The organism is Streptomyces radiopugnans, assembly GCF_900110735.1.
In the GTDB taxonomy this organism is placed as follows: Bacteria; Actinomycetota; Actinomycetes; order Streptomycetales; family Streptomycetaceae; genus Streptomyces; species Streptomyces radiopugnans.
Map to the genome: position 1 here is coordinate 1 of NZ_FOET01000022.1, position 13576 is coordinate 13576.

A 13576-nucleotide genomic window follows, 5' to 3' on the forward strand; every position below is an offset into this window, starting at 1 on the left:
CAGACCGTCGCGATGCTGGTCAGCCCCGCCGATGCCCTGGAACTGCAGGAGCTGCGGGCGCTGGCCGCCTACCGCGCCCGCCAGGCCCGCGGCGAGGACACCGGCGTCCCGCACGAGGAGGCCTACCGCCGCGTCTTCGGCCAGGACCAGGCGTGAGGTATGAGGTCGTCTGGGAGCCCGAGGCCCTGGTCCAGGCGGAGCGGCTCGCCAAGGACGACCCCGACGGGGTGAGGCAGGTCTTCACCGCCGTCGACCACCTCGCCGACAACCCCCGCCCCCAGGGCGCCTTCGGCAGCAGCGATGTGCTGCGCATCCACGTCGGGGCCTACCGGGTGATGTACGAGATCAGCGACCGCCAGGTCCGCGTCCATGTGATCCACCTCGGCCGCCTGCGCTGAACGGGGGCTGGGAGTCCGATCTTCCTTTGGGGGCGCATGCTGGGGCCTCTCGTATCCCGGGGGCCGATGGCGGCGTTGTTGAGAGCATGGGTCAGCGAGCTCTCTTGCCGAAGTTGCCGCACGCCGCGGAGCGACGGAGCACGGTCGTTGAGCAGATGCGTGGGCTGCACGGTGAGGAGGAGCGGTACAGAAGCGAGATCGCCGCGCTGGTGATCACCGCCCTGGACCCGGGTGCCTACCTGGTCATCGCTGTCCGCGATCGGCTCCTACACCTCCGAAGATGGCTCCCTGCAGCTGATGCGGGGCTTCCTGTTCGCGCTCTCCGCCCCGGTTGTCGGCGCCTTCTGCACCGTGTGGACCATCCAGCGCAGCGGTGATGTTGCCGTCCTCAAGGCCCTGGGCGCCTCCACCGAGGGCCTGCTGAAAGACGTCCTCGCCAGGTCGTGATCCTGCTGGTCGGCGGCGCTCTCATCGGCACCGGCTGCGCCGCCGCCCTGGGGAGCGCCCGATGAGCCTGCACCTGACCGGTGTCACCCTCACCTGTCCCGACGGCGAGAACAGCCTCACTGCCCTGGGCCATGTCAGCCTGACGGTCCCCCAGGGCACCCTGACCGCCGTGGCCAGCCTTCCGGCTTGGGCAAGTCCAGTATGCTGGCCGTCGCCGCCGCCCTGATCAACCCCGTCGCTGGCGCCGTCGCCGTCGACGGCCAGACCACCGCCGGTATGGGCCGCGCAGACCTCACCGGCCTGCGCCGCCGCAAGGTCGGCATCGTCTTCCGGCAGCCCAGCCTGCTGCCCTCCCTCAGGGCCGCCGAACAGCTCCAGGTCATGGCGCGGATCGACGGACGCTTCCCGGCCGGGGCCCGCGGCCGGGCCATGGACCTGCTCGACGCCAGCGGGCCTGGCCGACCAGGCCGGCTGGCGGCCCCACCAGCTCTCCGGCGGCCAGCGCCACCGTCCTGGTCACCCACGACCGCGCCCACCTGACCGCGGCCGACCGGATCGCCGAAGTCCGCGATGACCGCCTCCGTCTGCCCGCAGCAGCCCGCTGATCCTCCGACGCTCACAGGCCCTCAGGGGTGCCCCCGCACACGGGGGCGCGCCCCGGCCCCGTCGTCCGCAGTATGAGATGGCCTTCCGGGCGGCAGCCGGGTTCTGCCAGCATGCCCCGCATGCGGCAGCAGCTGATTATCAGCGGCAGCGTGCCGGCACCGAGCCCGCAGGAGTAACCCTCCCCGGTTCACCGCCGCACGCAGACCTCTCGCGCCTCGCGAGGGGTCTTTTCGTTTTCCGGCCCCACCACGGCCCCACAGACAGGACAGGACCACCACCCATGGAACACGTCCGGCTCACCGTCGCGATCCAGCCCGGCCACGGGACGCTCGCACGTCTTGCCTCTGCCCTCAACAACCACCACGTGCTGGACCTCGCATACACCACCTCGTCACCGGGATCGGCCACAGTCGTCGTGTGCGTGCCGCGGTCCGACGCTCCGCGCGCACAGCACAGGCTGCGCAGGCTCGTCGAGGTGATCGACGTGTCGCTGGATCCCGCTTCGGCCGGCGCCGCCGAAGGGCCAGGCCTTCCCACCACCCGCCGTCCCGCCGCTGGCGCAGCCCGCCCGTGAGCGGTTCGGCCGACGCCCTGAGCCGCGTGCTCCACTCCCGCACCGGCGGCGTCGCCCTGTTGCCCGGGCCCTGAACCGAGCGCCGTACGCACCGGGCGCCAGGTGGGGAGTGTGACGGCCCCCGCCCGGTGTCCGGGCCTGCCGTTGGTCCTGCTCACCGTCGTCGTCCCCCTTGGGATCGTCGGCCCCGCACCCGCGGGGATGGTCCCTGCCCTTGGCGCCCGGCCGCCACCACTCCCGAGTCGGCCCCGCACCCGCGGGGATGGTCCGCGGCTGTGCAAGGTCGGCCATTTCCTCTTTGAGTCGGCCCCGCACCCGCGGGGATGGTCCGGAGGCGGCCATGGACTGTCGGCGTACGGACTTTTCTCCCCAGATGTGTACGGACGAACGTCCCCAGTTCTGGCCACGGGTGGCGGCACTGCGGCAGGGATCTCGGTTGAGATCGATGCCCCGGCCAGGGACACTCGCCCGATGAGCCGCAGCACATCGTCTGAACCGATCGAGCGAGGGTGGGGCAAGCCCTGGTATCGGGTCCGTATGGAGGGTTTCGAGGCGTCGTTCCTGCCCAGCGATGGCGAGGACTTGGACGAGGTCTGCAACGTCGATGTCCTCGTGACTCTGGAGGATGGATCTCGTTGGACCGCGACCGTGTTCACGGTCGCGGAAATCGAGCGCCTGATGAAACTCTGGGCAGGGACAGACGAGGCCCTCGGGGGCCGGTACTTCTGGGTCTCGGACGGCCTGATCGTCAGGGACCCGGGCGCCGACAGCATGACCGACGTGATCGCCGGACTGATCGAGAACGGCGAGTTCTCCGAGATCTTTCAGCCGGTGATCAACAACTGATCAGGTGTTCGGCCTCCGGCGAGGTGTCAGGCCACGTCGTTTTCTCGCTCGATCGCCTGGAGGCGGTTCTTGAGCCGGTAGCTGGGGCCGTTGATGGAGATCACTTCGCAGTGGTGGAGGAGCCGGTCAAGGATGGCGGTGGCGAGGACCTCGTCGCCGAAGACCTGGCCCCATTCATCTGGGGCTGGCACTTGTTCCCTCACGAGAGTTGCTGCTGCCACCTGCCCGTTTCCTGTTCCTGCTGTCCTCGTTGGTTCTCGCGGTGGCACCCCGGTTTTCAAGGTGCTGCCTTAACCATTCAGGTGCGAGGAAGGTGTGCCGATGGCCGAGGCGAGATTCCAGGTCATCGCGGGCGGGGCCGTTCCGCAGGAGCCGCTGATCACGGATCCGTGGCAGTTCCAGACCGCGTGCGTCGACGCGTTCGTCGCCTCGTGGCGGGCCCGCGGGTTCAGCCCGGTGACCATCGACAACGACATCGGTCTTCTGGAGCGGACGCTGGCCGCGTTGGGTCGGCCCGCGTGGGAGGTGACCCCGGAGGACATCGACCGCGTCGTCGGCGACCTCGCCGTGAAGGGCCGCAAGACCTCGACACGTCGCGAGTATGTCCAGGTCTTCAAGGGGTTCCACCGGTTCCTGCAAGCCCGCAAGGCGGCCGAGATCGAGGCCGCGTTCGGCGCCCGGCTGGTCTGCCCGGTCGACGAGTTCAACGCTTCCCGGCATGTCGGCGACGATTCCCCGGCCTTGGTGCCACCGCCGACACCGGAGCGGGTGGCGGAGTTCTTCGACTTCATGAAGCAGCGGATCGCCACCGCCAGGAAGTACGGGCCCGCAGCGAGGGACTATGCGATGTTCCGGACGCTGTATCACGCCGGACTCCGCTCGGAGGAGGCATCGCTGCTGGACAAACCGGACGTGCACTTCACCCGCGGTCCTTTCGGCAAGCTCCACGTTCGCTTCGGCAAGGGAGCCCACACCTCCGGGCCGCGTCCGCGCTGGGTGCCCATGCTCGACGGCCTGGACCTGGTGCTGCGATGGTTCCTCGACGACGTGCGGCCCAAGTTTCCCAACTCGCCTGTGCTGTTCGCCGACGAGTCCGGCGGCCCCCTGCACCGCGGAACGATCCGCAACCGGCTGCGGTATCTCATGGAACTCGAAGGACGCCCGCCAGCCGAGAGGTTCAGCCCGCATGCTCTGCGGAGGGCTTGCGCGACCCACAACTACGAACGCGGCGTCGACCTTGTGGCGATCCAGCAGATGCTTGGTCACTGGACCGTCAGTTCGACGATGCGGTATGTCCGGCCATCCGCGACGTTCATCGAGGATGCCTATCAGCGGGCGGTCGCCAGCACTCTGGCGGAGCTGACCGGGAAGGACACCACGGCATGAAGATCCGATGGCGGCTGAGGATGGCCGCCGCCCAGCGCGAGGTGTGGACCGGGACCGAGCTGCGGAGGCTGCTGGCGGAGAAGGCGGGCCTGGAGTTGTCCTCGGCGTCGGTGTCCGCGCTGTTCACCAAGGAGCCCTCGCAGGTGAAGATGACCACGTTGGCCGCGTTGTGCACCGCGCTGGAGTGCACTCCCAATGACCTGATCGAGGTCGACACCACTCCCGTCGAGCGGCCCGTCACGCCATCTCATCCCGTCGCCGACCTCCCGAAAGCCGTCTCCGCCCGGGGCCGGTCGATGCCGCCTCTGTGACTAGCGGTCGTCACGATGGGCAAGAAACAACGCGACTGCGTCACCTGTGGTGGCCCAGTCGGCTATCTCGATCGCCAGCACTGCTTCCGGTGTTGGCGCCGGATAGAGGAACAGGCATCGAAGACGGCATGCCCGTCCTGCGGCAAGGACCGCGTGCTCCCCAAGGACACCGGCCGGTGCATCACGTGCTCCCGCGTCTGCGAACAGTGCGGTCATCCGGTCCGTGCGGCCAATAACCGGCTCTGCGGAGTCTGCCGGCGCAAGGCCGAGCGGCTCGCCGACCAGCAGCCCTGCCCTCGCTGTGGCAGGCAGGGATATCTCCGCGAGGAGACCGGCTGGTGCGGACATTGCTCCCGGCCCCGACAGGACAAGCAGCCCCCGCGGAGCTGCCGCGAGTGCGGGCAGCTGCGACGGCATGCTGGCCTGGGCCTGTGTTCAGCCTGCTGGCAGAAACACCCCGGTCGCCCCTTCATTCGCGGCGAACACCTGCGCGACCAACTCGTGAACCCGCCGGCGTGGCTGGACGACTTCGTCGGGCATGTTGCGGCCCGCTTCTGCGTCTCCAGGGCCTGCGGCCTGATCACCGACCTCGGCAGCCTCCTGCAGGACGAGCACTCCAACTCACCCCAGGCACTTCTGGAACGGTCCCGTCGACCAGGACGATCGATGGGCACCTTCGCCCGCGCGCTTGAGGACTTCTTCACCCATCGAGGCCTGGCCCTACCCACTGACCAGGCCGAACGGCTCGCCGCCGGGCGGCGCAAGCACCGCATCGACGCCGTCCCAGAACCGCTCAGGCCGGCCGTGGCCGCTTTCGACGCCTCTCGCATGCGGGCCCAGGACCGGGCCCGCCGGGCCGGCACCCGCCCCCGCAGCAACCAAACCCTGGAAACCGCCTTGAGCATCCTGCGTGACCTGGCCCGCTTCCTCACTGAGCAGCGCGGCAAGGACGATTGGGCTCTGGCCGACGTGCAGGATGTCGAAGCCTTCCTAGCCACCTTGCCCAAGGCCCGCAAGCGCCGTCTGGTGGTGCTGCGGCAGTTCTTCCGCTTTGCCCGCTCCAAGCACATCGTGCTGATCGACCCGACCCGCACTCTGATCGTGAAGGAACAGAACGGCTTCCGCGGCCGGACTCTCACGATTGACCAGCAGCGTGAGCTCTTTCGCCGCTGGAGCACTGACGATCAGGTTCACCCGCACGAGGCTCTGCTCGGCATGCTCGCTCTACTGCATGGTGCCTCCAGCACCGAGGTCCGGATGCTGCAGATCACCGACATCGACGCGGCGGCTCAGACGGTCCGGCTCGGCAAGCGACCCCATCCCGTCCCGATGGATCCCGCCTCCTGGACGGTGCTGCAACGCTGCCTGGCCCACCGCGAAGCATGGCCGACAGCCAACCCGCACGTGATGGTCACCAAAGGAACCAAGGCCGGGCGAAGCCCGGCCTCAACTGCCTATCTTTCCCATGTCCTTGACGACTGTGGCTACCCACCCAGGATGATCCGCAGCACCCGCCTGCTCGACCTCGTGAACACTATAGACCCCAAGCTCGTCGCCGCTGCCTTCGGCATGGACCCGCAAGCCACCCTGATCTACCTCGCCGACCGCGTCGACGAGGGACGAATGGAAGGCGGTGAGGAGCGGGGCGTCCACCATCACTGAAGCCGCAGGACGCCAGGGGCGCGATCTTCGAAGATCTCGATCAACCAGTCGAAGACGGTCGTTCCGCGCTCTTCACGCGCCGCGTCCAGATCGGCCCTGACCGCTGGACGGTTCGTGGGGTGGCAGCGCGACAGGCGGATCTGCAACTGGCGAGCCGTCTCCGGATAGCCCAGATACCCGCGAGACACCTGATGGTCCCGCCACTCAACCACGTAGTCATCGTCGTCGGGCGCCCCGAAACCACCGCTGAGGCAGTCGGCGAAGGCGTCGAGATTTCTGCCGAAGTAGCCACCGAGGCCGTTGATCGCCTCACCGATGACTCGCCAGAAGTCTTCCAGTGTCCTGATCTGGCTTCCGTCCAGCACGTATATCGCGGTCACAGCCTGCAGGATACGTGCGGCTCCGTGACGTGCCCATCCATTTTGAACCCGTGCTGTTGAGGCGCTGCCTCGCACGGGTTCGCCGGAACATGTGCGCTTTGCTGAAGGTCTTGTTCGAGGTCAGGATGATCGAGCCCTTCTCGTAGCGCTTGGAGATGACCTGGAAGACCAGATTCGCCTCGGCTCGTTCGAGGGGCTGGTAGCCGACCTCGTCGATGACGAGAACGCTGGGCCGCAGGTAGGTGCCGAGCTTGTTCGTCAGACGGCCGGCGGCTTTGAGGTGGCGGACCATGTCGTCGAGGCTGGTGAAGTAGATCGAGTAGCCGGCCCGGCAGGCCGCGAGCGCGACGGCGATGTGCGTCTTGCCGACCCCGGGCGGCCCGAGCAGGGCGGCATTCGCCTTGCCGTCGACGAACGAGAGGGTGGCCAGGTCCTTGACCTTGCGCGGATCGAGGTCAGGCTGGAAGGAGAAGTCGTACTCGTCGAGCGTCTTGTGGTGCGGAAGCTTCGAGAGCCGCAGGCCCTGACGGAAGCGGTGGTCGTCGCGGACGGCGAGTTCCTCGGAGAGGACCAGGTGGAGGAAGTCGAGGTAGCCCATCTTTCCCTCGCCGGCCCGCCGGGTGTACTCGTTGATCGTTTCGGCCAGGTGGGGCAGGCCGAGCTTGCCGGCCGTGTTGCGGATGCGGGTGGAGACCAGCTCGCTCAAGACGTTTCCCTCGTGCTCGGACCGGTGGTGAAGGGGCGGGTGCCGGTCAGCTCGCCATAGACCGACAGCGGACGGCGGCCAACCTCGACGCGGGTGGCCGCGGCCCGGTTCAGCAGTGCCTGCAGAGGTCCGGCCTCCTCGCCCAGTGGACGTTTATGGCGAGGTCGTGGCAGGACCTCGCCGGTGGTGGTGCGGCGTCCCTTGCCGGTGGGCAGACCGTCCCAGTGGGCCTCTTCGACGACGCGGGCCCCGCGGCCGATCGCCCGCGGATGGGTGGCCAGCAGCGTCTCGCCGCTGCTGTCCGCGATGGTGGAGTGCAGCATGACCTGCGACTTCGTGGCTCTGATCTCCACCAGCTGACGCGGGCGGACCCTGCGGGCGGGCACCGAGTAGAGGTTGTCGTCGAAGGCGACCAGACAGTCCTTGCCGACCGGCCGCAGGTGCCGCTCGGCCACCAGATACGGAGTCTCCGGCAGCGGTTTGAGGGCCATGTGGTCGCGGGCCGCTCGCTCTCCGATGATCTGCTGGTGAGTCCTGTGGGCCTGAGCCCGTCGCTGCGACACCCATGCGGTGAAGGCGGCATCCATCTCCTCGACGGAGGAGAAGGACCGGCCGGACAGGACGTGGTCACGGACGATGAGGACCTGCCGCTCGACGCGGCCCTTGCCGGTGGGCCGGTAGGCAGCCAGAACGTCGATGTCGAAGTCGTAGTGGCCGGCGATCCCGACCGCTTCCGGGTGCAGCGGGACCGCCTCGCCCGGAGCGACGTGCCGTCGAACGACCGTCTTCGTGCGGTCGTAGACGATCGTCATCGGGACGCCCCCGAAGTGGGCGAAGGCCCTCCGGTGGCAGTCGAAGAACGTCTGGAGGTCCTGGCTGGTGGTGAAGCAGCAGAACGGGTCGCGCGAGTACGACAGCGTCATGTGGAAGGAGTAGACCTTCGGAATGCCCATGTGGGCGAGGATCTTGCCCTCGTCGCCCCAGTCGACCTGGGCCTGGGCACCGGGGATGACCTCGAAGCGGCGGTGCATGCCAGCGAGTTCCGTCGGCGTGATGCCGAGTTCCTCGGCGATGCGAGGCCGGGCTTCCTGAACGTAGAGCTTGACCCTCTGGTAGTTGCCGGTGAACCCGTACTCCGCGGTCAGCCGCCCGTGGATCACCGCGGCCTTCATCAGGATCTCCGCCCGGAGCATCGAGTCGACCAGCGGCGCGAACTCGTCGATCACCCTCGCTTTCGACCGACCGTTCGGCGACCGGCGCGGCGGGGTCGCCGGACCTGGTGCCGACAGATACTTGCGGACCGTCTTCCGGTCCAGCCCGGTTTCCCGTGCCACCTCCGAGAGGCTGATCGCCCCGGACTCCAACAGACTCCGAAAGCGCCGCAGTTCCAACCATCGATGCGGATCCAGGACCATCGCCGACCGCCTTCCGCCGCCTCTCACCGACCAAGCAGCAGAGTGCCGAGCAGAGGGTCTCAACGCATCAACAACTGTCCCTTTTCATCCGTACGCGGGTGGGGACGTTCACGTGTACGCCGACAGGCGGCTCTAGTAAGTGGTGGAGGCCGCGAGTGGCCTGCGGCCGGGCCAGCAAAACGACAGCCCGCCCCCGAAGACATCGACCGAGTGCTGGACGCCCCCGAGACCCGCCACCTCCTTCTGGACCGCATGACCGGCGGGCAGCGCGCCGCGGCCCGCAAGCTCGTCGCCCAGGCCCTCACCGACGACCGGCCCGACCCCGGCCGGCTGGCGTGGCGGCTGGAGCAGTCCCTGGTCGGCAAGGGCATCGACGACATCCGTGACCCGTTCGCGTGGCTGCGCCACCACCTCAAGCGCCGCGGCTGCCGCCCCGACTGTCCCTGCGGCCGGACAGACTGCGAACGCGGGCTGCTGTGGCCGTCCCTAAAGCCGTGCGAGTCGTGTGAGGAGGAGTCCGCCATGCGGCTGGCCCAGTGGCGCCTCGAGCACACCCAAGCGCCCCAGGACCCGCCCAGCAGCGCCCCGCAGGGCCCGGTGGTTCCGGACCTGCCCCGGGAACGTCCTGCGGCTGTCGTGAGGCGCTTGCCCATCGTCCCGGCCCAGCCCGACCCCGTCGCCGACGGGGAGATGCCCGCCGAGCCGGTCGAGGCGCCGCCCGTGACGGACCTGAGCGACTACGTCCAGAAGACCGCGCCCATCCGGCAGGCGATCCTCGCCGCCAAGACCAACGCCCGCCGTTTCAACCGGAACCGAGAGGAGTGTCGGCACCCTCTGTCATGCTGGCGTTCCAGCCGACAACACCTCACGGAAGCCGCAACGTCGGCTTCGGGGCCGTAGAGGGGACGCTATGGCACACATCGAACTTGAGGTTCACACCAATGACCCTGCTGAAGAGGCCGCTTACCGCGCCTATTGGAAGCGGTCGGCCGACGGGGAAGGCTGGGCCAGCAGCGTCGCCGACGTCAGCAAGGCGCACGGCATCAGCCCCATGGACATGAGCCGCATCGTGAAGACCTGCGGCACCGCGACCTGTCACGACCTGAAATGCCCCGAGTGCGGGGCGCCCAAGGTCGTCACCGGCCGCACCGACCTCGTCAAGGCCCTCAGGCTCACCAACGTGCTGTGTAGCGCTTGCCAGGCCGGGCAGAAGGCCGCAGCCGAACGTGCCGCCCGGGAGAAGCAAGAACGCCTCCGACGCGCGCTGCTGGAGAAGTTCCCCCTCCGCACCAACGAGGAAGACCTCACCCCGGATTCCCTCACCCTGTTCGAAGCTGTGGCCTTGCATGCACTGTTCAACGATCCCGCGGTGGAAGAGGCTGGCATGAGCACCCCGCTGCGGATCTGGCCCGAGGAACGCCCCTGGGCGCTGCCCAGCGTGCGGGTAGAACTCGAGCGGATCCTCGCCGAAGCCCGGCCCGCCGTGGTTTTCGCTCACCCCGACTCCCACCACGACGCGTTCGAGTGGAGTGACGGCGCCCCCACCGGGGCGTTCTACCTCGGCAGCGTCAGCTACCACCTCGTCGGGACCGGGCAGCCCCGTGAGCGAGCCCCGCGGCTGCTGGACGCCCTCAACCGCGTCTTCCGTGAGGGCCCCTGGCCCGAGGACTGGCTACTGGAGTGGGAAGACCTGTGGGACCGACTCGTCCTCGCCGACGCCTGCGCCTACCTGGACATGAAGCTGCGCGAGCACCACCTCGAGATGAAGCAGGGCGACGGCACCCGTGCCGTCCTCGCTGACGCGCTGGCCACCTTCAGCCTCGGCCAGGTCTACAACTTCATCTACCGGGCCGCCCGAGACTCCGCCGCCTACTACCAGCGCGGCGGCGTCAACGCTCGCCAGGCCGCCAACAGCACCATCAGCCGGATCACGGCCTCCGTTGCCCGTGCCCGCGCAGCGCAGTGGGACATGAAGTCCTACGGTCGGGTGTGGAACCTGCCACTGACTGCAATCGGCGAGACGTTCTTCAATGCCGTGATGTGGCAGCCAGACACGATGGGCCTCACCCGCCGGGAAGTCCGCCCGCCGCTTCACGCGTGGTCCACCGACAGCGGAACCGACCATGGTGCAGCACCAAGCTCGGAAGACTGACCTGACCAGCCCGGCGAACTCGAGGACCGGGGAGGTTCCACGTTCCTACCAGAGCTGTCGGCACTCTCTGTCATGCTGGCGCTACAGCCCACTTCACCAAAGGAGACTCAGTGACTCCTGAGCAGTACCTGGCGCTCGCCGAGGAACACGCCGCTGCCGAGCGCTACCCCGAGGCCACCGCCTACGCCAGCCTCGCCACCGCCGCCGCGACCGTCGCGGCCATGCACGCCACCCTGCCCCCGCCGCTCCACCGCGGCGACCACACGCCGCAGCGCCTCGAGTGGTGCGGCCAGTGCTACTCCCCCGCCAAACGCTACGCCGCCGGACCGCGCGGCTCTGCGAAGCCATGCCAGACGTGCCACCCCAGGAAGCTGGAGAACCTGCGGGTCCGGCCCTGCCACTACTGCGGCGCCGACCTCCAGAAGAACAGCGAACGCCAGTGGGTGGACGCCGCCGGCCAGGTCGACTGCCCCGAGGCCCCCGACCCGAGCGTCCCGTCCACGGCAACGGATGAGCCCGACCTGAACCGGGACGAGGAGTGGGCCGAGTTCGTGAAGGCGCTTGCCCAGCAGGGCGACGCCTTCACCGCCACCGACTTCCTCAGCAACCTCCAGCAGTGGGGCGGGCTCATGCCCCGCACCCGATACGGGACGTTCCCGTCCGCCGCTCAGCTCGAGGCGTGGATGAAGGCCCGCGAGGGCAAGCCACTGGCTGAGTACGTGCCGAAGGCGGGGCCGGACGAGCGCGGCGCCATCCGCTGGTGGGCCGACAAGGCGGAGGACCCCACCGCGATCCTCGACTGACCCGCCGGCCGGGCGACCGCCACCGGCGTCCGGCCGGTCTGCCCCACGGATCGCTGCCCGCAACGCGTGGCATCCTGACGAGCAGCCGCCAGCAGCCCCCTTGCAGCACCGGGAGCCCGCATGATCCCCCGCCGCTCCGCAACGGGCTACACCCCCGTCCACTGCCCCGTGTGCCCCGGCATGCCCGTCCTTCCCGTACCCGGCGAGGTCGACCACCGCCGCTGCATCCGCTGCCAGGGCAAGGAACGGCTCCTGCCCGAGCCTCACCCCGAAGACCACCTGTGCGACGTGTGCCGCCGCGAGTGCCCCACCTGCAACGCACCCTCCCCCTCGGGAGGGCTGTGCCGGCGCTGCCGCGGCCTGTGCCGCACCTGCGAGCAGGCCCTTCCCGCCCGGCCCGACGCGGACGTGGTCCGCAAGGAGTCCCGCTCGAGGAAGCCTGACAAGCGGGCACCGCAGTGGGAGCGGGTCTACTTCAACCGGTCCTGGCAGTCGGACCAATGCGACGCCTGTCAGAACGCCGCCAAGTCACCCGACGCGGTCCGTGCTGTCCTCGCCGCCCTGCCCGGCAAGGTCATGCGGGCCTGCGGCGGCAGCGCCCCCGCCACCGTCGTCGACACCATCCGCGCCGAACTGAGGCACCACACCCCGGCCCAGCTCGCCGACCGCGTCGAGCGCCGCTGGTTCGGCGGCTGGGCCTCCCGCCCCCTGCACAAGGAGGCCGACGAGCACCAGGACGGCTACCGGCCCGACCACGTCGCCGTGTGGCTGCTGGCGCCCAGCGGCTGCCCGGCCCGCTGCGACGACGGCTGGGTGCCGGGCGATCCGGACCGGCCCTGCCCGGCCTGCCGCACCACCCGGGCCCGTCCGCCCCGCCCGGTTGAGGCCGACGAGGGCGCGCCGGCCGCCGTGCCCGCGGACCGCACCATCGCCGAGGCCGTCACCTACCGGCCCATGCGCGAGTGCGAGGGCCGCGGCGGCACCTGCGGCGTGCCCGTCGCCGATTCGTACACCCTGTGCCCGTCCTGCGCGGACTGGCCCCGCTGCGCCTGCGGACGCCGCTATGACCCCGAGCGCGCCGCCACGTGCAGTGCGTGCGCAGCCATCTAAAACCCCACAGGAGCTGGCCGATGATCCCCGCCGTACACCCGTACCGAGCCATGTACAAGCACGAGCACACCAGCGCCGACGGCAAGACCCACACCACCATCCTCGACCAGCCCGTCAGCGCTTGGGGTGAGGACGGCACCCCGTTCGTTGCTAGCCAGAACGGCCTTGTCCCCGCCTGGGACATCCCCGGCTTCAGCTATGTCACCGGTGTACCGTCGCCCACCGTCAGTCTCCTCCCGGCCGACGGATGGCGCATCCAGTACCTCGACGGGCCGAACAAGGGTCGCTCCGAACCGCTGGTCGGGTGGAAAGCCAAGGCAGACGGCACCGTCGAACCCTTGATCCTCAGCGGGGAGGGCAGCGTGGTCGAGGCGTACATCGAGCTTGACGACGGCGCCTACCGGATCTACCACCCGAGTACCGAAGAATCCTGACTTCTGCTCCCTACATGGCGGCGCCTCCGCACACCGTCACGGTGCGGGGGCGCCGCCGTACCGGGCCCGTGCTGGCCCCCTGCGGTCAGTCGATCGCCGCTTCGGGCTGGTCCGTGATCAGCAACAGCTCCAACACCGACGGGGCCACCGCCACCGTCATCGCGTTGTCGTAGCACGCCGACCCGTCCGCACCCGGATCCCCCGCACACCCATCCACCTTGTACTGGATCTCCGCCAAATCCAGCTTGCCGATCTTCTCCACCATCTTCGGGAACGCGGCCTCCGCAGTAGCGAGCTCGTGCACGGTAGGCGGTGAGGCGTCGAGCTGCTGATCGCCGATCATGGT

The 13576-nt window shown here is 69.1% G+C and carries 16 protein-coding genes and 3 pseudogenes; 13 read left to right on the forward strand and 6 right to left on the reverse strand.

The window, feature by feature from the left end:
* The first annotated feature begins 152 nt into the window (after nt 1–152).
* The 5 genes and pseudogenes from BMY40_RS25805 (at nt 153) to BMY40_RS25820 (ending at nt 2871) form a co-directional block, all read left to right on the forward strand.
* Nucleotides 153–398, forward strand: coding sequence for a type II toxin-antitoxin system RelE family toxin (locus BMY40_RS25805; RefSeq protein WP_093663205.1), 246 nt, complete (start codon nt 153–155; stop codon nt 396–398).
* 231 nt (nt 399–629) lie between these two features.
* Nucleotides 630–901 (forward strand): annotated as a pseudogene (locus tag BMY40_RS25810) (FtsX-like permease family protein); the annotation flags it as partial.
* 5 nt (nt 902–906) lie between these two features.
* Nucleotides 907–1450 (forward strand): annotated as a pseudogene (locus tag BMY40_RS25815) (ATP-binding cassette domain-containing protein).
* Between the two features lie 281 nt (nt 1451–1731).
* Entirely contained in the window at nt 1732–2025 is a 294-nt protein-coding gene (locus BMY40_RS27805) for an ACT domain-containing protein (RefSeq protein ID WP_143071826.1), read from the forward strand.
* Between the two features lie 471 nt (nt 2026–2496).
* Complete coding sequence (locus tag BMY40_RS25820) at nt 2497–2871, forward strand: hypothetical protein (RefSeq protein ID WP_093663206.1); 375 nt, start codon at nt 2497–2499, stop codon at nt 2869–2871.
* A 26-nt stretch (nt 2872–2897) separates the two neighbouring features.
* Here the strand turns inward: BMY40_RS25820 and BMY40_RS27625 are convergent.
* Nucleotides 2898–3047 (reverse strand): annotated as a pseudogene (locus BMY40_RS27625) (ATP-binding protein); the annotation flags it as partial.
* Between the two features lie 145 nt (nt 3048–3192).
* Here BMY40_RS27625 and BMY40_RS25830 point away from each other — a divergent pair.
* Together BMY40_RS25830 and BMY40_RS25835 are read left to right on the forward strand one after the other, a co-directional pair.
* Complete coding sequence (locus BMY40_RS25830; protein WP_093663208.1) at nt 3193–4257, forward strand: tyrosine-type recombinase/integrase; 1065 nt, start codon at nt 3193–3195, stop codon at nt 4255–4257.
* Nucleotides 4254–4568, forward strand: coding sequence for a helix-turn-helix domain-containing protein (locus tag BMY40_RS25835; RefSeq protein ID WP_093663209.1), 315 nt, complete (start codon nt 4254–4256; stop codon nt 4566–4568). The genes BMY40_RS25830 and BMY40_RS25835 overlap by 4 nt, the downstream gene beginning before the upstream one ends.
* Before the next feature lie 435 nt (nt 4569–5003).
* On the opposite strand, the gene BMY40_RS28830 is transcribed toward BMY40_RS25835, so the two are convergent.
* Entirely contained in the window at nt 5004–5183 is a 180-nt protein-coding gene (locus BMY40_RS28830) for a hypothetical protein (protein WP_245770333.1), read from the reverse strand.
* Between the two features lie 51 nt (nt 5184–5234).
* Between BMY40_RS28830 and BMY40_RS25840 the strand changes: the two genes are divergently transcribed.
* Nucleotides 5235–6230 carry a tyrosine-type recombinase/integrase gene (locus BMY40_RS25840; RefSeq protein WP_245770334.1) on the forward strand — a complete coding sequence of 332 codons (996 nt, stop codon included), beginning with the start codon at nt 5235–5237 and terminating at the stop codon, nt 6228–6230.
* Here the strand turns inward: BMY40_RS25840 and BMY40_RS25845 are convergent.
* The 3 genes from BMY40_RS25845 to istA are packed head-to-tail and all read right to left on the reverse strand — an operon-like array spanning nt 6224 to nt 8731.
* Entirely contained in the window at nt 6224–6610 is a 387-nt protein-coding gene (locus tag BMY40_RS25845) for a barstar family protein (protein WP_093663211.1), read from the reverse strand. The two genes, BMY40_RS25840 and BMY40_RS25845, sit on opposite strands and share 7 nt — an antisense overlap.
* Nucleotides 6540–7316, reverse strand: coding sequence for an ATP-binding protein (locus BMY40_RS25850; RefSeq protein WP_342745093.1), 777 nt, complete (start codon nt 7314–7316; stop codon nt 6540–6542). Before BMY40_RS25850 ends, BMY40_RS25845 begins: the two co-directional genes overlap by 71 nt.
* Nucleotides 7313–8731 (reverse strand): IS21 family transposase, encoded by a 1419-nt coding sequence (gene istA / locus BMY40_RS25855; protein WP_093663212.1) that lies wholly within the window; start codon nt 8729–8731, stop codon nt 7313–7315. The genes BMY40_RS25850 and istA overlap by 4 nt, the downstream gene beginning before the upstream one ends.
* A 210-nt stretch (nt 8732–8941) precedes the next feature.
* Here istA and BMY40_RS25860 point away from each other — a divergent pair, with 210 nt between their 5' ends.
* From BMY40_RS25860 to BMY40_RS25880, 5 genes are all read left to right on the forward strand, one after another.
* Nucleotides 8942–9631: a hypothetical protein gene (locus BMY40_RS25860; protein WP_093663213.1), complete on the forward strand. Its 690-nt coding sequence runs from the start codon at nt 8942–8944 to the stop codon at nt 9629–9631.
* A gap of 10 nt (nt 9632–9641) precedes the next feature.
* Complete coding sequence (locus BMY40_RS25865; protein WP_093663214.1) at nt 9642–10883, forward strand: hypothetical protein; 1242 nt, start codon at nt 9642–9644, stop codon at nt 10881–10883.
* Between the two features lie 110 nt (nt 10884–10993).
* Nucleotides 10994–11686, forward strand: coding sequence for a hypothetical protein (locus BMY40_RS25870; RefSeq protein ID WP_093663215.1), 693 nt, complete (start codon nt 10994–10996; stop codon nt 11684–11686).
* A 120-nt stretch (nt 11687–11806) separates the two neighbouring features.
* Nucleotides 11807–12796: a hypothetical protein gene (locus BMY40_RS25875; RefSeq protein ID WP_093663216.1), complete on the forward strand. Its 990-nt coding sequence runs from the start codon at nt 11807–11809 to the stop codon at nt 12794–12796.
* Between the two features lie 50 nt (nt 12797–12846).
* Nucleotides 12847–13230 carry a hypothetical protein gene (locus BMY40_RS25880; protein ID WP_143071828.1) on the forward strand — a complete coding sequence of 128 codons (384 nt, stop codon included), beginning with the start codon at nt 12847–12849 and terminating at the stop codon, nt 13228–13230.
* Nucleotides 13231–13315: 85 nt separating this feature from the next.
* Here the strand turns inward: BMY40_RS25880 and BMY40_RS25885 are convergent, their stop codons facing one another.
* Nucleotides 13316–13573 (reverse strand): hypothetical protein, encoded by a 258-nt coding sequence (locus tag BMY40_RS25885; RefSeq protein WP_093663218.1) that lies wholly within the window; start codon nt 13571–13573, stop codon nt 13316–13318.
* Between the last annotated feature and the right edge of the window lie 3 nt (nt 13574–13576).